We start from the raw sequence: 20814 nt of genomic DNA on the forward strand, positions 1-20814 counted from the left end.
GCATTCATTCGAGCTTGTATGACTACTCACCCGTTGAATTTCTGGAGAAGTTAGCGAAAAACGAAGTAACTCCTTTCAAACTGGCGGTTTAATAAGAGAACACACACTTTAGTCGCCCAGTGTCCAATATTAGGGGGTTGGACCGGTAGAGGGGTGATGGCGTGCTAAATGGTCATTCTACTGTAGAAACTGCAACGTAGGGCGGATGTTACTTGGGTTAATTCAAGTTACCTAGTAGTTACCTTGTATGGTCTGCGCTAAAGTGGAACCACGCTGCAGAAACGCAATGTAGCTTAGACGTTACTAGGGTGTTGGAGTAACCAAGGCTACTTGGTGGGAGTTTCTTAGTGTTGTCCGCGCTAAAGTGGAACCACGCTGCAGAAACGCAACGTAGCTCAGACGTTACTAGGGTTTTGGAGTAACCTAGTTTAGTCTGAGCTATCATGAAAGCTACGCTGCAGAAAGAACAATAGAAACCTCATATGTGCTGCCACCTGAGGGGCTACGTTGTACAAAGTACAACGAAAACGGGAAATTCCTCTGAAACAAGCTAGAATCTGCTGATTTCATTGCAGAAACTGCAATGTAGAGGGGTGATGGCGTGCTAACTGGTCATTCTACTGCAGAAACTGCAATGTAGAGGGGTGATGGCGTGCTAACTGGTCATTCTACTGCAGAAACTGCAATGTAGGGTGGTTGTTGGCGTGCTAATGGTCATTCTATTGCAGAAACTGCAATGTAGGGTGGTTGTTGGCGTGCTAATGGTCATTCTATTGCAGAAACTGCAATGTAGGGTGGTTGTTGGCGTTCTAATGGTCACTCTATTGCAGAAACTGCAATGTAGAGTGGTTGTTGGCGAGCTAATTGGTCATTCTACTGCAGAAACTGCAATGTAGAGTGGTTGTTACCGAGCTAACTGGTCATTCTACTGCAGAAACTGCAACGTAGGGCAGACGTTACTGGGTGCCTGCAAGCCTCACAAGCTTGCCGCAGCTTGGGAAGCTGCAGCAGGCGTACTCGCAACCGAGTGCGGGTTGGCCGGGCGCTCCAAGCCGAAATGCTCGCGAAGCGTATGGCCGCTGTATTCTCTTCTGAACAAACCGCGCCGCTGCAGCTCTGGAATAACCTGCTCCGCAAACTCCTCAAGGCCAGCCGGCAGGTAAGGCGGCATGACGTTAAAGCCATCGCTGGCGCCGTTCACGAACCATTCTTCCAGCTGGTCCGCAATTTGGAGCGCCGTTCCCGCGAAGGTCCGATGCCCGCGTCCGCCGGCAAGGCGGTGCAGCAGCTGGCGGATCGTCAGGTCTTCCCGGGCTGCCAAATCAACGACTAATTGAAAGCGGCTTTTATTGCCGTTGATTTCTTCAAGGCGCGGCAGCTCGGGGAGTTTCCCATCGAGCGGATAGGTGAACAAGTCGACATTCAGCATATGGGAGAGCTGGGTTAGTCCATAATCGATAACCGTCAGCTCGTTTAGCTCCTGCTCCTTTTCTTTTGCTTCCGACTCCGTACGGCCGATAATCGGGCAGATGCCAGGGAGAATGAGCAGTTGATCCGCTGTACGGCCATAATGGGCTAACCGCGATTTCACATCGGAATAAAAGCGCTGCGCCTCTTGCAGCGTCTGCTGCGCAGTAAAGATTGCCTCCGCGTATTGCGCCGCAAACTCCTTGCCGTCCTCGGAGGAGCCGGCTTGCACGAGTACGGGATAGCCCTGCGGTGACCGCGGAATATTGAGCGGGCCGCGCACCTTGAAGGAATCACCTACATGATCAATGCTGCGCACTTTATGGTGGTCAGCGAACGTGCCGGAATCACGATCAATGATAAGCGCATCATCCTCCCAGCTGTTCCATAATCCTGTGGTTACTTGAAGGAATTCATTCGCACGCTCGTAGCGTTTGCTGTGAGCCAGATGCGTGTCCTTGCTAAAGTTATTCGCTTCAACAGAGCTTCCAGAGGTTACGATATTCCAGCCGGCTCTTCCCTTGCTAATATGGTCAAGCGAAGCGAACTTGCGAGCGACATGGAACGGTTCGTTGTACGTGGTGGATACGGTGCCGATTAAGCCGATTCGCTGTGTGACGGAAGCGAGCGCGGACAGCAGGGTGAAGGGCTCTAGCCCGATGAAGGCCCCATGCTTGATATTGTTGTTAATCGCTAATCCGTCAGCCAGGAACAATGAATCGAATTTCGCGGCTTCGGCCGTTCTAGCCAGTCTTGTAAAATATTCAATATCCGTAATGTTATGGGGCTCCGTCCCTTGATGGCGCCATGCGGCCTCGTGATGCCCCGCGTTCATAATAAACAAATTCAAATGCAGCTGCCTGTTCGATTGACTCATATCGATCGCACCCTTCTATTCGTTATAGGTTTGTTTCCAGCTCGTTAAACGTTTCTCCAGCGCAACCAATAAGTAATTCACGACAACACCGATAAAGGAAATCGTAATGATGCCTGCGTACATCCCCGGAATTTGAAAGTTGAACTGGGCATATTGGATAAAATAGCCGAGCCCAGACTGCGCGCCTACCATCTCTGCGGCTACCAGCACAAGAATAGAGCTGGCGCCTGCTTGGCGTATGCCTACGAATATCGTAGGCAGCGAAGCGGGGAGGATGACCTTGTAAAACAGGCGAACCGAAGTGAGCCCCATGGAGCGTGCCGATTTGATCAAGAGCGGGTCGACGTTCTTGACGCCGCTTACCGTATTGAGCAGAAGCGGGAAGGAGCAAGCATACAGCACGATTGCAATCTTCGACGTTTCGCCAAGTCCAAGCAAGAGAATGAACACGGGGAGAAGAGCGAGCACTGCCGTATTCCGCATAAGCTCCAGCAGCGGGTTCAAATATTCCGCTACCGGCTTCCACCAGCCGATTGCGAGGCCGAGCGGAATGCTGATGACGATGGCGAGCAGGAAGCCTCCGCCTGACCTGAGCAGGCTGGCTGTCATATGCTCCGCGAGGTCCCCGGAAATGAACAGCTGCCACCATGCTTGAAGCACCTCCGTAAGCGGCGGGAAGAACGTCACATTCACGAGACCGACACGCGGCGCGATCTCCCAGAAAACAAGCAGCGACAAAATGACGATGGAAAATTTGAAGGCTCTTCGCAGCTTAGCCAGTGACCATTCCACGGCTTCTAAGCTCTTGTTCTCTCGTAAAACGACCGTTTCCCCTGTGCTGCTGTTAGCCATCGCCGGCCACCCCTTTCAAAGTCGATTTTCCGTTTGAGAAGCTGTTTAACGTCTTGGTTTTCTCTTGCTCCTGGGCTCTGCTAACCTCATCCTTGAGCAAATCCCATATTTCATGGCGAAGCTGCACGAATTCAGGTTTGGCACGCAAATCCTCCTCGCTTGTTCGGGCCTCAAAAGGGATGGTAATAACCTTCTTGATACGCCCAGGCCGGGAAGTCATAACGGCTACGCGTTGACCTAGATAGACGGCTTCCTCTATGCCGTGAGTAATGAAAATAATCGTTTTTTTCGTTGCCTCCCATATTCGCAGCAGCTCGCTTTGCAGGGTCTCCCGCGTTTGGGCATCCAGCGCGGCGAAGGGCTCATCCATAAGAAGCACCTCGGGATCGTAAGCGAGACTTCTAGCGATGGCTACGCGCTGCTTCATTCCTCCGGAGAGCTCATGCGGAAAGCGGTTCTCAAAGCCCGCGAGTCCGACGAGTTCGATATGCTTCTGAGCGATCTCGCGGCGTTCTTTCTTGCCTACTCCCTTTGCCTCAAGTCCAAACTCGACATTCTGGATTGTCGTTTTCCAAGGGAACAACGCATATTGCTGGAATACGATTCCCCGATCCAGGTTAGGACCTGCAAGGGGCTTGTTATCAAGCAGAATCTGTCCGCTATTTGGCTTCGTAAGGCCTGCCAGCAGATCAAGAAGGGTGGATTTGCCGCAGCCGCTTGGCCCGACGATGACCATGAATTCTCCTTGCTTCACCTCCAGATTAATATCCTGCAAAGCCGATATGGGCTGAGTGTTTTCCGCGAGGTGGCCCAGGTTTCTTTTGATGCGAAAAGATTTCTGGACATGCTGGATGCTGATTTTGGCTGTCATGCGCAATCTCCTCCTGTTGGTGAATTATTTGGTTTCATTCAAGTAGGGACTGAATTCATTCGTATATAAGTCGGCTGCTTTGACCTGGCCCTTCTTAAGCGAACCTTCAGCTTCGAACCAGTTGATCCATGTGTCGAATTCCTTATCGGAAATGAAGCCGCCTTTGCCGGCAACCCCGGTGCTTCGCCAATATTTAACCGATGAGGTGTCCTCTTTCCTGCCGCGTTTATTGATGATGGACTCGTATCTTGCAACGACCTCTTCTATTGGCGTAATGCGAGCCCATTCAATCGCTTTGGCTGTCGCTTCGACAAACAAACGAGTCGCATTCGGATTCTTTTTAATGAATTTGTTAGAGAGCACATAGCTGCCTGCGCTGAAAACGCCGAACAGGTCTGTATCCTTAAAGAGGGGGTGGATGCCTCCGCGCTCAAGTGCCTTGTCTCGCAAAATGCCGCCGAGCGATGCGATGTCGATTTGCTTGTCGCGCAGCGCTTGCTCTGTTGATACGGGCGGTACAACGACGAGTGTTACTTGTTTAATTTCATCAAGCGTAAGCCCTGCACGGTACAAATATTCCTTGATAACGGCCTCGTGATGACCGCCGAGCGTGTTCATGCCGACTTTTTTGCCGATCAAATCTTTCGCTGTCTTGATAGGGCTGTCGTCGAGAGCGTAATAGCCGGTCCAGGTGCTTTCATCAGATCCGTAATACGCAAGCACGGAGGTGATCTCGGCTTTTGCTGCTATCAGCTTGACGATGGCTCCGTTAAAGGCACCGCCAAAGTCAGTGTCGCCCGTGACGACAGATTGAATATCCTGTGGTCCGCTTATGGTGTTCCCGATATATTTCAGCTTCAGCGGCGCCAAATAGCCCAGATCCTCCGCAAGCTCCGGAAAGGATACGGAGCCGGTCCAGCCTTGGTAGCGGAGCTCTGCTACCTCAGGCTCTCCATTGGCCGAGGAGCTTGCAGTAACGGCTTCCTCCTTCTTGCCGCAGGCTGAGAGCGCCAAGGCGGAAGCAAGCAGCAAGATGAGCAGGATATGAATGGTTTTATTCGATGATACTTTCATGTAATAACCCTCCTATGGTTCGAATGTATAATAATCCTATAGACTTACTAAGGATTAATTTCTATAATTGACTATATGATCCATCCAGAGTTAGTGTCAACGAAATGACGACGAATGACCATGAATGAAGTTGAATGACGATATAGGCTTTGGCATTTCAAAGGAGGCGGGCATTGAATGGTCGACAAGCGGCTCAATCTACTATCGATACATGAGGCAATGGATATGCTTGGGGTCAGCAGATCGACCTTTGACAGATGGCGCAAGCAGAAACGACTGCCTTTCACGAAGCTTGGCAAAGAGATCCTGATCGATAAATTAGAACTGGAGAGCTGGATCAAGCATCATTCCTCTGGCATACCGCAGCAATCGCCCATTGACTTAGCCGCGTCTCAGCAGGGTGCAAGCCAGAAGCAGGGAATCATAACAATTGGTTATCAAAGCGGTTATGCCCACGTATGGGGTTCTACACTAATGAAGGAGCTTGGCTGGTTCGAAGAGGAGCTGGAGCGAATGCTGCCGGGACGGAAGGGCGATGTGAGATGGGTGGATGCCGCCAACGGCCCGGAGCTATTGAAGGGTATGATCGGCGGACATGTGCAGATTGCTTCCATGGGGGATTATCCCATTGCGCTCAGCAGCTCTTTGGCACAGCTGTTTCCATCGTTCCAGTCTATCCTGCTCGCTTTCGATGGTAAGTCGGCGCGTGGGAATGGAATCTCGCTTGTTGTGCGCAAAGGCATTCACATTCGCGAGGTATCCGATATATCAAAGCTCAAGATGCGTACCGTAGCACAATCAAGCCCTGGCTATCGCTTATCGAAGCTGCTCAGCGCGGTCGGCGGCAGTCCCAATCAAATCGTACATCAGAACATGGATGCGACGATGGCCGGTATTGTTCACAAGCAGGTAGAGTGCGGCATGCTGGTAGAGCCCTACTTAAGCATCGTGCAATATCATGGGACGGGACAGGTTTTGTTCCAGGAGGAGCTTGGCGAGGACTACTTGGCCGGGGTTATTGCCGAAGAGAGCTGGGCCCGTGAGAACCGCGAGGTCGTCGTGGCCTATCTGAAGGCGCATCTTCGCGTACATCAGTTTCTTCGCAGCGAGCCGGCACAAGCCGGGAAGATCATTGGGCGAATGAAAGGGATTCCTTCAGATCTGATGAGCCGTGTCGTGAAAAAAATAAGATGGGATTCGGCTTTATATAAGAAAGATATCCATACGCTTAACCTGCTGAAGCAAGAGAATGCACGGCTTGAGGGCGGTTTTTTTATACATGATGCAGCTATCAAGCATGATGCGGGCTATTTGGAAGAAGCCTTGCAGGCGCTGCGTTTGCCGCTGCCGGATACGGGATTGCTTGCCGGGGAATGGGAGCAGGAGCAGGTGTATTAGAGGGCTCGCAGCAGTATAGGATGATGGCATTCACAGACAAATTGAAGCCATCCGATCGTCTGCGCGCTTCGCAAAGTTGTATAAGATATTTCTATTTGGGTATTGAAATGCGAGCGTTTATAATAAAAGATATGCCACTTGCTGTGAGAAATGGAAATTGGATCAAATGGACTTGTTTATGAAGCCATTTTAACGTTATTGATTATCCATACTTGTTTATTTATTAAAAAGGAGAGATGACCAATGAGCATCATGACCCGTTTGCGCGAAGAAACAGCCTCGAATCATGTTCAGATCGAGAGCAATCGCTATGCCAAAGCCATTATGAATCAAACCTTGACGCAAGAGGAATACATTCTCTATTTGGAAAAGTTTTATGGCTTCATTAAGCCTGCGGAGCGGCTGATTGCTCAATTGTCAGGCTGGGGCGAATTCGGAGAGGCTATGGGGCAGAGAACGAAATCCCCTCTTCTCGAGCGTGATTTGCTTACGCTTGGACGAAGCACACAAGAAATTAACGGTTTGCCGGAATGCAGCAAGCTGCCGGAGCTTTACACGGTGCCGCAAGCGCTTGGCTATATGTATGTCATTGAAGGGTCGACACTAGGTGGACAAATCATTACAAAGCAGGTTCGTAAATTTCTTCCCCTAGCGGAGCAGGAAAACAAAGGAACGGAATATTTTAACGCATACGGCACCGAAACACGCGCCAAGTGGGCAGAATTCCGTGAGCAAGTTGAGCAGTCGATTAATTCAGAGGAAGCGGCTCAGCAAGTCATTGAAGCAGCTAAAAGCACCTTCGGTACGTTGGAAGCATGGTTAAACGAATAGTTTGGAAGTATGTCTACACACATGAAGGAAGCCAGGATAAGATAGGGCAATACTTGTGTGGCAGATATTGTCAATGAAACAGATTGAGTAGACAACTAAAAAAGTTGTTCCGAAAGCCATCGTTGATGGCAAGGGACGGCTTTTTTTGCGTCTATGGGCATATTATTTGAAAACTAATAGTAGAACATATGCCGTCGAATCTTGTAAAATAGTGTCAACATTAGTTTGTTATTCGGGAAGGGGCATTTTGGTTGAATCGCTTATTGACGAGAATGGTTTTATTTTTCTCCATGTTGATTTTGCTTGCTGGGACGGTGCTCGGTATAACCATTTATCGCTCGTCGACGGGGCTCGTTGAGCAATCCTTAGGCGCACAGGCGCAGCTGGTTGCGGAGAGCGCAGCAAAGCTGGTGGACGTGGAAGCTTTCGCAAAGCTTAGCGTGGAAGGAGGAGAAACGGACTATTATTTCCAGCTCCGGGAGCAATTGAACGCAATGAGAGAAATGAACGGTTTGAAATACGTCTATACGCTGGGTAAGTCGGAGCAGGACGGCAAGGCTGTTTATTATTATGTAGTCGACGGGGCGCCACTGGACATAGATCCAGAGGATTTCTCGGCGCTTGGCGATCCCGAGGAGAACGAATACCCGGGAATGGTGGCAACGTTCGAGGAAGGCGTACCGCAAATCGGCGAGCTGACAAACGATTCTGAATACGGGGCGACGATAACGGCTTACGTGCCTTTGAAAAATAAGGCGGGCGAGCTGCTCGGCATCGTGGGAGCAGACTTTGACGCAACGAATGTCTACGCGCTGATGGACGATAACCGCAAGGCCACCCTTTATGTGACGAGCGGTATCATCGCCGCAGGCATTGTGCTCGTGTTTTTGCTGGCCAGCTATTTGACGCGACCGCTGCTGAAGCTGACCTCACAGGTTGCCAGAGTCAGAGAAGGAGATATGACGGTAGAAATCAGGGCGAGCCGCAAGGATGAAATCGGCCATCTCGCCCATACCTTCGATCAGCTCGTTACGAACACGCGCACGGTTATTCGCAGCATGCGTGACAATTCCGAGCGGCTGCTCCACACCTCGGAAGGCGTCACGAGCCATGCAAGGAACACGACTGAAGCCGGTCGATTAATTGCAGCCAGCATTCAGGATGCTTCTGGAGGCGCCAACATCCAGGTCGTTCGAGCGGCGGATATGACCAAGGCGGTTGAAGGCATGACGAACAGTATGCTTCGGATTACAGAGTCGGCTGCTATCGTGTCGGATGTAGCCAAGGAGACAATGGACCAGACGGAGCGCGGCAACGAGCTCATCCTTCATGCGATGGCCGAGATGGAAGCGATCCACGTGACCGCCTCGTCTATGCTGGCAGCAACGAAACATTTGGCAAGCCGATCGGGGGAGATCGGTGAAATTACGAACGTGATGGCAAGCATTGCGAAGCAGACGAATTTGCTTGCGCTGAACGCAGCGATCGAAGCTTCTCATGCCGGTGAGAACGGCAAGGGCTTCGCTGTCGTTGCGGAGGAGGTTCGCAAGCTTGCGACGCAATCTCAGCTATCGGCGACCCAGATAGGGGAATTAATCTCCGCGACTCTGGAGCAAACGGCGAAGCTGTCCTCTGATATGGAATCGAATACGCAGTCGGTCGAGACGGGGCTTCATCTGGTCAAGGATGCAGGAGCGGCTTTCCGGTCGATTGTGACCGGTCTGGAGCAGGTTAACGTACAGCTGCAGGAGGTGTCGGCTGCTTCGGAGGAAGTATCCGCAGAATCCGAGGAGGTAGCAGCCTCAGTTGAGGAGATGGAGCGAATCTCAAGGCTTGCGGCTCAGCATTTCGAAGGCATTGCGGCGAATTCGGGCGCCCAGATTGTTTCGATGGATGAAGTCAGCGCGTCGGCGGAGCAAATTCGCGAAATGTCCAATGAGCTTACTTCATTGAATAAGCGTTTTATCGTGTAGTTGCTCATATATTTTACAAATTTCATGATTTAATTCGGTGTAAAGTTATAGGAATAAGAAGCACTTAAAGCTATAATGGTTTTTAGTAGACAAGCTGGTATCTAATCTGCCGCCGCCCACGCGTCTGGTGTATACTGTACCAAAGGACTTGAGCCGCTAATCGTTGTTATGGCTCTCCCGACAAATAACCTTTAAGGAGTACTCGAAATGACTAAAACACTTATTTTCGGGCACAAAAACCCGGATACTGACACCATCACATCCGCTATTGCTTATGCTGAGCTGAAAACAAAGCTAGGCGCTGACGTTGAGGCGATTCGCCTTGGAGACGTAAACGGCGAAACCCAATACGCACTTGATTATTTCGGAATCAAAGCACCTCGCTTGATCGAGAACGTGGCTGACGAGACCGACACGGTTATTTTGGTTGACCATAATGAGCGTCAACAAAGCGCGAACGATATCGATAGAGTACAGGTGCTTGAGGTTATCGACCATCACCGTATTGCTAATTTCGAGACAAGCGCGCCGCTTTACTTCCGCGCGGAGCCCGTAGGCTGCACAGCAACGATTCTGAATAAATTGTACAAAGAGAACGGCGTGGAAATTCGCAAAGAAATTGCCGGCCTTATGCTGTCTGCAATTATCTCTGATTCCTTGCTGTTCAAATCGCCGACTTGCACGGAGCAGGACGTTGCAGCAGCTCGCGAGCTTGCTGAAATCGCTGGTGTTGACGCAGACAGCTATGGATTGGACATGCTTAAAGCAGGTGCAGACCTAAGCGACAAAACGATCGCGCAGCTGATCTCCCTTGATGCGAAAGAGTTTTCGATGGGCAGCTACAAGGTTGAAATCGCGCAAGTAAACGCGGTGGACACAAACGATGTTCTTTCCCGTCAAGCTGAGCTGGAAGCGGCTCTTAACGATATTATCGCAACAAAAGGACTGGATCTGTTCTTGCTGGTCGTTACGGATATTCTTAACAACGATTCCGTGGCGCTTGCGCTAGGCGCTCAAGCTGCGGCTGTAGAGAAAGCGTACAACGTAACGCTGTCCGATAGCAAAGCGGTATTGAAGGGCGTTGTATCCCGTAAATCGCAAATTGTACCTGTTCTTACGGAAACGCTTAGCAGCCTGTAAGAAGATAGATTGCGCAGCAGAGAAACAGCCTGAAACTTGTATTTCAAGTTTCAGGCTGTTTTTGTTACACTATACGAATGGATGAATCAACCAAAAGGGAGCGGACATAGCATGTTTACGATAACAGAATACAGCAGTGAGCTAGTGAAGGATCCTTACGGCATTTTGACAGGGAAGAGATACGAAATGGTCCTGGATCTGGAGGTAGAAGAGGACGATGAGCTTTACCAGGAGGACGGAATCTCTTTAAGGGTTATCTTTGTCGTGGAAGAAGCGGGCTCAAGAGTAGCCAAATATGAGTTTTTGACGAGGGCGACGAATGCCTATCTGGATTTCGAGCTTGAAGAGGACGAGGAGCAAACGGTGCTCGCATTTTGTACCGAGCACTACGACAAAGCCGAGTAATAACATAGCTAAGTCATGTCGAAACAGGATGCCCCTTACTATGGATGAAGGGTAGTGACTAGGAATGGAGAGCTCAACGAAAAGAAAGCTGACCGAAGCTGAATTGTCCGCGATCGCGCGGAAGGCTCTTGGTCAAGGCGCGTCAGCGGCTGTCGAGCTGACAGACGGCTGGGCGAATGCCGCTTATCTCGTTACGCTGGAGGACGGGAAGCAAGTCATCGTAAAGGCGGCCCCGCCAGCAGGCACGAAGCTGATGAGCTATGAGCGAGGGCTGATGAAAACGGAGGTAGAGGTGCTGCAGCTGGTGAAGCAGGCCGGAAAGGTGCCTGTGCCGTCCGTCTATGCACATGACGTCAGCGAATCTCTGGTAGACTGCGAATATTTCATCATGGAGAAGCTGGAGGGAGAGCCGTATAACAAGGTTAAATCCAGCTTGACAGAGGAGCAGAAAGCCCGAATCGACTACCAGCTGGGCGTATATAACCGCGAGCTGAATGAAATTCGCGGAGAACGGTTTGGGCTGTACGCAGCTGCAGAGGAAGTCTTCATATCCTGGCGAGAGACATTCATGAATCTTCTTCTCGGAGTGCTTGCCGACGGAGAAAGAGAAGGGGTGGTATTGCCTGCGAGCTATGCGACGATTCGAAGCGAAGCGGAGAGGAGAGCGGCCGCTTTAGATGAAATAACGGAGCCTAGACTTATTTCATGGGATTTATGGGACGGGAACGTCTTTATCAAAGATGGCAAAGTATCCGGCATTATCGATTTCGAGCGGGCTCTCTGGGGCGATCCGCTGATGGAGCATTATTTCAGCCATTTTAATCTATCAGCAGCTTTCCTGGCGGGTTACGGACTGAAGGAGCTGTCTCCGGAGCAGCTGCGCCGAAGAGCACTCTATGATTTGTATTTGGATCTTATTATGTGCATAGAGTGCCCGTTCAGGCAGTACGAGGACGAGGCGCATCTGCAATGGGCGCAGGATAACGTAACTCAAGGCTGGGCGCGGTTTCTAGAAGCCGCAGAGCATGATCGTCCTTAGGCGAATAGAAATAAGCTTGCGAGAGCAAGCACCCAAAGCAGCGGAACCAGTGATATGGTTACCGCTGTTTTCATTTTATCGCGGCGGTACAGCACCCAGCTGATAATAATGGATGCGATTAAGGCTACCGGATACAGCCAATTCAAGATGAACAGCAGAAGCGGCCAAAACATATTCTCGCCGTTCGGGTTGTCAAAGATCATAAAGGACATTAATGAAACAAAAAACCAAATCAGCGTAAAAAGGCCGAACAAAATTTGACTAATAAGCATCGTAAAAAAAACCTTTTTATTTCTCATCGTGTACAATCCCCCCGTTTCATATTAAAGCAAGCATTCAGCCTCCACACAAGAGAAATATTTCTTTCTTCAGCTCTCTGGCTGCTTCCATTGTTATTTGTCGCCGTGTCGCCGCATAACATTCAAAAAAGGCTATATTTGCAAAGCTTGCGGAAAGGAGCAGGTGATGGATAGGGCACATACGCATATCGAACTGGCAGAGCAATACGGCGCCCATAATTATCATCCCCTTCCGATCGTGATTCGCAGCGCAGAAGGCGTATGGGTGGAGGATTCGAACGGCATGCGCTACATGGATATGCTGAGCGCATACTCCGCCTTGAATCAAGGACATCGCCATCCCCGCATTATTGCGGCATTAAAGGCGCAGGCCGATAAGGTTACGCTGACGTCGCGAGCCTTTCATAATGAAACGCTGGGCGCTTTCTGCGCGAAGCTCGCCGCCTATACAGGCAAGGAGCGGATTCTGCCCATGAACTCGGGGGCGGAGGCGGTTGAGACGGCAATCAAAGCAGTTCGTCGATGGGCGTACAGGGTTAAGCAAATACCTGAGGATCATGCGGAGATTATCGTCTTTGAAGGAAACTTCCATGGGCGCACCTTGACCGTAACCTCTTTTTCATCGAGCGAGGGCTACCGGGCAGGCTTCGGTCCGTTTACACCAGGCTTCCTAATCGTTCCATACGGTGATATCGAGGCGCTTCGGGCGGCCATGAACAACAATACAGCAGCTGTACTGCTTGAGCCGATCCAGGGTGAAGCAGGCATTCGGATTCCTCCTGATGGGTTTCTTGCAGCGGTGTCTACGCTGTGCAAGGACAATAACGTACTGCTCGCCGCTGATGAAATTCAGACCGGCTTCGGGCGAACAGGCCGCAGATTCGCATGCGATTGGGAAGCGGTCGTCCCGGATCTATACATCCTTGGCAAGGCGCTTGGCGGAGGGGTATTGCCTGTGTCTGCTATAGCAACTAATGCTGACATTATGAACGTATTCGAGCCGGGATCGCATGGTTCTACCTTTGGCGGCAATCCGCTAAGCTGCGCCGTTGCGATTGCTGCACTGGCCGTGATCGAGGAAGAGGAGCTTGCGGAACGCTCGCTTTCGCTTGGGAGCTACTTCAAGAGCAAGCTGGCTGCACTTACGCATCCGGATATTGTGCAAATTAGAGGGCGCGGCTTGTTTATTGCCATTGAGCTATCTGTACCGGCAAGAGCTTATTGCGAGCAGCTTATGCTTGCAGGGCTGCTGTGCAAGGAGACCCATGAATTCGTAATTAGGCTGGCGCCGCCTCTGACGATAACATCCGATGAAATCGATTGGGCGATTGAACGTATTCAGTCGGTTTTCCACAATGGAGAAGCAGCAGGAGAGTGAATGCTATGAGGATGAAAGAGGTAGCCGTGTTATCGGTTCCTTTTGGAAAAGGGGCCGGCACGGCGGGGGCAGAACTTGGTCCGGCGCATATCCTGCACGCAGCTTCGCTCGAGACCAAATTAGCGGAGCTGAGCATTGATTACCGGCTTGCGGGCGAGCTGAGACCTGCGGTCCAGCCGCCGCCGCTTCAATCGGCCAATGCCAAGCATTTGGCAGAGGTTCATCAGATGAGCAGCGAATTAGCGGAGCGCGTATCGGAGCTGGTAGCTGATGGCGCATTCCCGCTTTTGCTTGGAGGCGACCACAGCATTTCGATCGGGACGATTGCGGGATTAGCCGAGCATTATACGAATTTGGGCGTCATCTGGTTCGATGCCCATTCGGATCTGAACACGGAGATCACGAGTCCGTCCGGCAATATCCATGGCATGTCGCTCGGCATTAGCCTTGGTAGCGGAATCCCGCTGCTTACGGGCCTGAGGGGCATTATTCCCAAAATAAAACCGGAGCATGTGGCGATAGTAGGCGCCAGATCGCTAGATACGGGAGAGAAAGCATATATCCGCTCATTAGGCATAGCCTGCTATACGATGCATGATATCGACCGGCTCGGAATTGCCCGTGTAATGGAAAAAGTGATCGGTCATTTCAAGCAGGCTACGGACGGGGTGCATGTCAGCTTTGATATCGATAGCCTTGATCCGCTGGAGGCGCCTGGTACGGGGACGCCTGTCAAAGGCGGCTTAAGCTACCGGGAAGCACATTTTGCGCTGGAGCTGCTCTATCAGTCGGGCATTGTGACTTCAGCCGAATTCGTTGAGGTCAACCCCGTGCTGGACCAGCATGACCAAACCGCTCGTCTAGCGGTAGAGCTGATCGGTTCGCTGCTGGGAGAACAAATCTTGTAAGACATGAATCGATTTCTAGCGACAGGGGGCAACGTCTATGCGAGAGCCGTTCCAGAACGAGCCGTTTACCGACTTCAGCAAGGCCGACAGCATCAACGACTTTCAGGAGGCGCTTCGGAAGGTTGAACTGGAGCTCGGACAGGAGTATATGCTGAAGATCGGCGGTGAACGGATCGAAACGATACAAAAACGCAAATCCATCAATCCATCCGATGTCAATCAGCTCGTAGGCATCGTATCCCAAGCGGATACGGCACTTGCGCATCAGGCTGTTCTTGCTGCGGCGGAGGCGTTTGAGGATTGGAAAAGGGTTGAACCGTCTGCCCGGGCAAGAGTGCTCTACAAAGCTGCCGCCTTGCTGCGTCGGCGCAAGCATGAATTCTCTGCATGGCTCGTATACGAAGCGGGAAAAAGCTGGGCGGAGGCCGATGGGGATACGGCTGAGGCCATTGATTTCCTAGAGTTCTACGGGCGCGAGATGGAGCGCCTCGCAGAACGTCAGCCGCTTGTCGCGATCGGCGGGGAAGACAATGAACTCGTGTATATCCCGCTCGGAGTCGGCATTATTATTCCGCCCTGGAACTTCCCCCTTGCCATTCTGGCAGGCATGACGATGGCCGCTGTTGTGGCGGGCAATACCGTCGTGCTGAAGCCTGCCAGCGCAACCGCCGTTATTGCTGCCAAGTTCGCAGAGCTGCTGGATGAAGCGGGTTTGCCAGGTGGCGTCGTCAATTTCCTGCCTGGTGCGGGCAGCGAGGTGGGCGATTTTCTAGTGGAGCATCCGCTTACCCGTTTTATATGCTTCACCGGCTCGCGGGAGGTTGGGCTTCGCATCAACGAGAAGGCTTCCGGCGTTCAGCAGGAGCAGCGATGGATGAAGCGGGTCGTTGCGGAAATGGGCGGCAAAGATACGATTATCGTCGATGCCGATGCGGATTTGGAGCTTGCCGCCGACGCGATTACGGCCTCAGCCTTTGGTTATGCCGGACAGAAATGCTCCGCTTGCTCAAGAGCGGTCGTGGATGAGCTTGTCTACGACGAGGTTATCGAGAAGGTAGTGGAGAGAACGAAGCAGCTTAAGCTGGGGAAAGCAAGCGAGCAGGACACCTGCGTGGGACCAGTTATCGATGAGCGTGCGTATTTGAGCATTCTGAAATATATCGAGGTCGGCCGAAGCGAAGGAACGATCGTGCTGGGCGGGAAAATTGGCGACAGCAGCGGCTATTTTATCGAACCGACGATCATTAAGGATGTTGATCCTCATGCTCGGGTAGCACAAGAGGAGATATTCGGGCCTGTATTGGCATTCATCCGGGCTGCGCATTTCGATGAGGCGATCGCGATTGCCAATAATACGGAATACGGCTTGACGGGCGCGGTTATCTCACGGAACCGCAGCCGCCTTGAGCAAGCACGCGAGCAGTTCCATGTGGGCAATCTTTATTTGAATCGCAAGTGCACGGGTGCGTTGGTCGGCGTTCATCCCTTTGGCGGCTTTAATATGTCAGGCACGGACTCGAAAGCCGGCGGCCGCGACTATCTGCTGCTCTTCACGCAGGCGAAGGTCATATCTGAGAAGTGGTAAGGTCACTTGCGGGCGGATTGGGCGATTAAGCCGATAATCCGCCCGATTCCTTCTTCGATGCGATCTTCCTTCACGTTGGTTACGTTCAGCTTTAATAGATTCATTCGCGGGAAACCGGACAAGTAGTCGGGCTCAATGGACTGGAGTAGAATCGATTCCTGCTGCAGGCGGCTGATGATTGTTGCTTCCGATAGGGAGGGATCAAGCAAGATATGCGTATGAATCATCGGCTGCTTAGGGCGAATATAAGTGAAGGCGCCGCCGACAGAGGCTTCTCGCGTAAGCGCCGAATCAAGCAGCGCGGCTCTTGCAGCGTAGCGGTCACGGATTCTGGAGCGGTGGCGCTCAAACATGCCGCTGCGCAAGTAGATTTCCAGCGCCGCCTGCGAGAGCATGGAGCTGTCGATGTCATTTTGCCGCTTATACTCGCGAAACGGCTCCGTTAGGCTGTCGGGCAGGACGGCGATACCGATGCGCAGCCCTGGGAAAATGATTTTGGAATAGCTCTTCAAGTAAATGACATGGGACGAGCTGTCGTAGGCATAGATCGGATCTGCTTTGCTGTCCTGCTCGAAATCCGCGAGATAATCGTCTTCGACGATATATACGTCATATTTGGCAGCGAGTCTGGCAAGCAGCTGCTTCTCCTTGCGTGTGTAAGAACAGCCCAGCGGATTGTGAAAGCGGGGCATCGTATAGAAGAATTTAATATCTCCCGTGCGGAAAAGGGTCTCCAATCGGTCGAAATCAAGCCCCGCATGACCGCGCTCAATGCCAATGACCGGCAAGCGGCGCGTCTCCAAATACGAGAGGAATAGATGATAGCCGGGCTGCTCGATAAGAATTTGGCTTTTGCCATTCGGGAAGGGCATCGCGGCAAGCAGCGACAGCGCCTGCTGAATGCCGGATACGATGAACACGTGCTGCTCTGCTGCGAACACCTGGTAGCTCGTTAACTGCTTGCGCGCCATTTCAATGAGGGAATCCATTCCTTTGGAGGTGCCGTAAAGGAACAAATCCTTTTGGTAGGTGTCGATCGCCTTGTTGATGCAGTGCTGAAAGTCCAGATAGGGAAACAAGGCGGGGTCAGGCGCCGTCTGGGCAAAATCCAGCATGCTGCCTGTGCTGTCGTCAGCGCTGATTATTCCTTTTACTACATAGTAGCCGCTCTTCGGCATAGCATAAATGAGATGACGCTTCTCAAGCTCTTCCAATGCCTTAATAATCGTGCTTTTGCTGCATGCAAATTGGCTGGCGAGCGTGCGAATAGAAGGAAGCTTATGGCCGTCCTTATAGGGAGTAGCTGCAATAAGCTCCTCCAGATTGTTCATGAGCTGCATATACCTATACATGGGCAAGCTCCTTCCGAATTCTGTACCGATACAGATGCCTATTCATCTATTGTAGCATGCTGGGCTAAAAGCGACACGATGGACCTGGCAGCAGGCGTAGCAGGTGGAGGAAATCAAGGCTTGCGTAATTACAGCAGGATAATCGATGAAAGCTGCGCTTTGCGTGGGAAAGTTTAACTATACCTATTCGTTACGGTGACAGATCCCCATAAACTGGATATTCTTGAGGAGTAGAGCTGCAAGTACGAGGTGTTATAGGAGGATATCCATGAAAATCAATAAGCAGGACTGGATTATAGAAGCAGATATCATGAGCATGCAGAAGGCGATGGAGGAGGGCTGGCTCAGTTCGGAAGAGCTGGTTCAGTTGTATATGGAGCGTATTGCGATACAGGATACTGTGCTTCGATCTATTTTGGAAGTGAATCCGGATGCCATAGAAATAGCCAAGGCGTTGGATCGCGAAAGGTCAGCAAACAAGGTGCGCGGGCTGCTGCATGGGATTCCAATCCTATTGAAGGACAATATCGATACGCAGGACCTTATGCATACGAGCGCAGGTTCTGTAGCGCTAGCCAGCTCTTTCGCCGCTTCGGATTCAGGCGTAGCCGCCAAGCTGCGGGCAGCGGGAGCCGTACTGCTGGGCAAAACGAATATGACGGAATGGGCAAACTTTATGTCCGGTTCGATGTGGGCGGGATATAGCTCCAGAGGCGGCTTGACGCTTAATCCGTACGGCCCGGGGGAGCTGTTTATTGGCGGCTCCAGCTCTGGCTCTGCTGCTGCGGTTGCCGCCAATTTGGGAGCTGCTGCCATTGGGACGGAAACCTCGGGATCCATTGTTAGTCCGGCAAGCCAAACGTCATTGGTCGGTATCAAGCCGACGATAGGATTAGTCAGCCGTGCGGGCATTATTCCGATTACGGCGAGCCAAGATACGGCTGGGCCGATGGCGAGAACCGTAACGGACGCAGCCATTCTGCTCGGTGCGATCGTCGGAGCAGATGAGCGGGACGAGGTTACATTGACCGGTGCGGAGCATGGCTTCAGCGACTACACGGTCTTCTTGGACACGGAATATATGAAGCAGGCTAGAATCGGAATTCCGCGTTTTTACTATAAGGATTTGGATGAGGAGCGCTTGGCTGTCATCGAAGCGGCTATCGCGGATTTGAAGGCGGCAGGTGCCGTCATCATTGACCCCGTTGAGCTGGCATGCGAGCAGGTGGAGTGGGATTGGCATGTGCTGCGATATGAGTTTAAGAAATATTTGAACGACTACTTGGGCGGTCTTGCGGCATCGGTTCCGGTCCATACGCTTGCGGAGCTGATTGCTTATAACAAGGAGCATGCCGAAATCGCATTAAAGTATGGTCAAGACACGCTGATTTCGTCGGAGGAAACGAGCGGGACGCTGACAGGGCAGGAATATGTGGATAGCTTGCGGCAAAATAAGGAGCTGGCAGGCAAGCGGGGGCTTGATGCTGCTTTGGAGGAGCATCGTTTGGACGCGCTTCTATTTCTTGGCGATGAGAGCGGCGACGACCTGGCGGCAAGAGCGGGTTATCCCGTCATAACGGTTCCCGGCGGCTATGCAGAGCATGGAATAACGGCGGATGAAGGTTATGTGACCAAAGGACCGCAGGGTATAACCTTTATCGGGACCGCCTTCAGCGAGCCTACGCTCATTAAGCTGGCTTACGGATATGAGCAGGCGACAAAGCACCGATTCCCTCCACAAGAAAGGGCATCGTTTAAGAGCTCCCTTTAACGACGTAATTAAGCTTGGCGATGTTGTAGCATATGAGAGCGCTAACAATTTGACTTGCCAGTCCGCTTCGCTTGCAGTAAATTATGGGTATGAAGGAGGAATGAAGGATGGAACAGACGACTTTTCATTTGCCAAGAAGCCAGCCGGAGGAACAAGGTATTTCTTCTACAGCTGTGACTGCGTTTCTAAATGCGATAAAAGAACGCCAATTGGAGGTGCACAGCCTCATGCTGCTCAGACACGGACGGGTGGCAGCGGAGGGCTGGTGGGCTCCTTATGCGCCGGATATTCCGCATATGCTGTTTTCTCTCAGCAAAAGCTTCACTTCAACGGCGATTGGCTTTGCCTCTGCCGAAGGGAAGCTGTCGTTGGACGATGAGGTCATCTCGTTTTTCCCAGCGGACGCTCCGGAGGAAGCAGGGCCGAATCTGGCATCTATGCGCATACGGCATTTGCTGATGATGGGAACAGGCCATGCGCTGGATACAACGGAGGGGTTGCATCAGAGCGCGGACGGGAACTGGGTCAAGGCGTTTCTCCAAGTGCCTGTCGAGCATGAGCCAGGTACACATTTTGTCTATAACAGCGGAGCTACGTATATGCTGGCTGCCATTCTTCAGAAGGTAACCGGCCAGACGCTGCTCGACTATTTACAGCCGCGTTTATTAGAACCACTCGGTATTGAAGGAGCTACTTGGGAAACATGCCCTCGCGGCATTCAGATCGGCGGCTGGGGGCTGAGCATAACGACGGAGGATATCGCTAAGTTCGGGCAGCTCTACTTGCAGAGAGGTGTTTGGAATAGTCAGCGGCTTTTGTCTGAGGCTTGGATTGATGAAGCAACGTCCAAGCAAATCGCTAACGGAGACGGCGGGGCAAGCGATTGGGCACAAGGCTACGGCTATCAGTTCTGGCGATGCAGGCATGGACTGTACCGCGGCGACGGAGCGTTTGGGCAATTTTGCATCGTGATGCCAGAGCACGATGCGGTGTTGGCCATGACAAGCGGCACGAACGATCTACAGGGTGTCATGGATGCCGTTTGGGATCATTTGCTGCCCGCAATGGAGCAGGAGCCGCTATCTCCAGATGAGAGAGCACAAGCGAAGCTTGCAGCGGAGCTGAAGAGTCTGACTCTTCCCATACCTCAGCTTCAGATGAATTCGCGGCTGGAAGAAACGATTTCGGGCAGCGCCTATAGCTTTGAAGACAATAACGAGCATTGGAACAAGGTTGTAATATCCTTTGCAGGGAATCAAGCAAGCATCGCAATAAGGAAATTGGAAAACGATTATACGATTAACCTCGGACGAGGCGAGTGGGTGGAAGGAAAGACGAGCTTTTTTCAGAAGGAGGAGAAACGGATCGCTGCAAGCTTTACCTGGCTGCAGGAGGACACGCTTGAGCTCACGATGAGGCTGATTGAAACGCCTTTTGCTTATACGAGCCAAATTGTATTTAAAGAGGATGCTCTCGTATGGAGCCAGCTCTCAAACGTACTGTCGGCTTCCAATGTCATTCGGGGACAGCTGACGGGTACCGTCTAGTCCAACTCATCATGCTTCATTCGAAAGGCGCAAGCAGCGGCTAGACA

Annotated in this window: 17 protein-coding genes; 11 read left to right on the forward strand and 6 right to left on the reverse strand. The window is 51.8% G+C overall.

Features of this window, described 5'->3' with window-relative positions; all coding sequences use genetic code 11:
- Positions 1-976: 976 nt before the first annotated feature.
- Genes AB4Z29_RS20390 through AB4Z29_RS20405 form a run of 4 tightly spaced genes read right to left on the reverse strand, consistent with a single transcriptional unit; the run spans position 977 to position 5141 of the window.
- Entirely contained in the window at positions 977-2344 is a 1368-nt protein-coding gene (locus tag AB4Z29_RS20390; RefSeq protein ID WP_441944832.1) for an LLM class flavin-dependent oxidoreductase, read from the reverse strand.
- Positions 2345-2359: 15 nt separating this feature from the next.
- On the reverse strand, positions 2360-3196 hold the full coding sequence (locus tag AB4Z29_RS20395; RefSeq protein ID WP_441944833.1) for an ABC transporter permease: 837 nt from the start codon (positions 3194-3196) through the stop codon (positions 2360-2362).
- Positions 3189-4067 (reverse strand): ABC transporter ATP-binding protein, encoded by an 879-nt coding sequence (locus tag AB4Z29_RS20400; RefSeq protein ID WP_441944834.1) that lies wholly within the window; start codon positions 4065-4067, stop codon positions 3189-3191. The genes AB4Z29_RS20395 and AB4Z29_RS20400 overlap by 8 nt, the downstream gene beginning before the upstream one ends.
- Before the next feature lie 24 nt (positions 4068-4091).
- Entirely contained in the window at positions 4092-5141 is a 1050-nt protein-coding gene (locus tag AB4Z29_RS20405; protein WP_441944835.1) for an ABC transporter substrate-binding protein, read from the reverse strand.
- A gap of 177 nt (positions 5142-5318) precedes the next feature.
- On the opposite strand from AB4Z29_RS20405, the gene AB4Z29_RS20410 reads away from it, so the two are divergent.
- From AB4Z29_RS20410 to AB4Z29_RS20435, 6 genes are all read left to right on the forward strand, one after another.
- Complete coding sequence (locus tag AB4Z29_RS20410) at positions 5319-6539, forward strand: helix-turn-helix domain-containing protein (RefSeq protein WP_441944836.1); 1221 nt, start codon at positions 5319-5321, stop codon at positions 6537-6539.
- A gap of 243 nt (positions 6540-6782) precedes the next feature.
- The gene (locus AB4Z29_RS20415) at positions 6783-7370 is read left to right on the forward strand and encodes a biliverdin-producing heme oxygenase (protein ID WP_441944837.1); all 588 of its coding nucleotides are present in this window, start codon (positions 6783-6785) and stop codon (positions 7368-7370) included.
- 251 nt (positions 7371-7621) lie between these two features.
- On the forward strand, positions 7622-9343 hold the full coding sequence (locus tag AB4Z29_RS20420; RefSeq protein WP_441944838.1) for a methyl-accepting chemotaxis protein: 1722 nt from the start codon (positions 7622-7624) through the stop codon (positions 9341-9343).
- A gap of 207 nt (positions 9344-9550) precedes the next feature.
- Positions 9551-10483, forward strand: a complete 933-nt coding sequence (locus AB4Z29_RS20425) for a manganese-dependent inorganic pyrophosphatase (RefSeq protein ID WP_441944839.1) — start codon at positions 9551-9553, stop codon at positions 10481-10483.
- Between the two features lie 111 nt (positions 10484-10594).
- Complete coding sequence (locus tag AB4Z29_RS20430) at positions 10595-10888, forward strand: DUF6509 family protein (RefSeq protein ID WP_441944840.1); 294 nt, start codon at positions 10595-10597, stop codon at positions 10886-10888.
- 64 nt (positions 10889-10952) lie between these two features.
- On the forward strand, positions 10953-11927 hold the full coding sequence (locus AB4Z29_RS20435; RefSeq protein WP_441944841.1) for a phosphotransferase family protein: 975 nt from the start codon (positions 10953-10955) through the stop codon (positions 11925-11927).
- Here the strand turns inward: AB4Z29_RS20435 and AB4Z29_RS20440 are convergent.
- On the reverse strand, positions 11924-12226 hold the full coding sequence (locus tag AB4Z29_RS20440; RefSeq protein WP_441944842.1) for a hypothetical protein: 303 nt from the start codon (positions 12224-12226) through the stop codon (positions 11924-11926). The two genes, AB4Z29_RS20435 and AB4Z29_RS20440, sit on opposite strands and share 4 nt — an antisense overlap.
- Positions 12227-12392: 166 nt before the next feature.
- Between AB4Z29_RS20440 and AB4Z29_RS20445 the strand changes: the two genes are divergently transcribed.
- The 3 genes from AB4Z29_RS20445 to pruA are packed head-to-tail and all read left to right on the forward strand — an operon-like array spanning position 12393 to position 16097.
- Entirely contained in the window at positions 12393-13604 is a 1212-nt protein-coding gene (locus AB4Z29_RS20445) for an ornithine--oxo-acid transaminase (protein WP_441944843.1), read from the forward strand.
- 5 nt (positions 13605-13609) lie between these two features.
- Positions 13610-14512: an arginase gene (gene rocF, locus AB4Z29_RS20450; protein WP_441944844.1), complete on the forward strand. Its 903-nt coding sequence runs from the start codon at positions 13610-13612 to the stop codon at positions 14510-14512.
- Positions 14513-14549: 37 nt separating this feature from the next.
- Positions 14550-16097, forward strand: a complete 1548-nt coding sequence (gene pruA / locus AB4Z29_RS20455; RefSeq protein ID WP_441944845.1) for an L-glutamate gamma-semialdehyde dehydrogenase — start codon at positions 14550-14552, stop codon at positions 16095-16097.
- A gap of 2 nt (positions 16098-16099) precedes the next feature.
- Here pruA and AB4Z29_RS20460 read toward each other — a convergent pair whose 3' ends face one another.
- Positions 16100-17449 carry an aminotransferase-like domain-containing protein gene (locus AB4Z29_RS20460; RefSeq protein ID WP_441944846.1) on the reverse strand — a complete coding sequence of 450 codons (1350 nt, stop codon included), beginning with the start codon at positions 17447-17449 and terminating at the stop codon, positions 16100-16102.
- Between the two features lie 268 nt (positions 17450-17717).
- On the opposite strand from AB4Z29_RS20460, the gene AB4Z29_RS20465 reads away from it, so the two are divergent.
- Together AB4Z29_RS20465 and AB4Z29_RS20470 are read left to right on the forward strand one after the other, a co-directional pair.
- Entirely contained in the window at positions 17718-19220 is a 1503-nt protein-coding gene (locus AB4Z29_RS20465; RefSeq protein WP_441944847.1) for an amidase family protein, read from the forward strand.
- Positions 19221-19327: 107 nt separating this feature from the next.
- Entirely contained in the window at positions 19328-20767 is a 1440-nt protein-coding gene (locus AB4Z29_RS20470; RefSeq protein WP_441944848.1) for a serine hydrolase domain-containing protein, read from the forward strand.
- Positions 20768-20814 lie beyond the last annotated feature (47 nt).

Origin of the sequence: Paenibacillus sp. 2TAB23 (assembly GCF_052115165.1) — a bacterium.
Taxonomy (GTDB): domain Bacteria; phylum Bacillota; class Bacilli; order Paenibacillales; family Paenibacillaceae; genus Pristimantibacillus.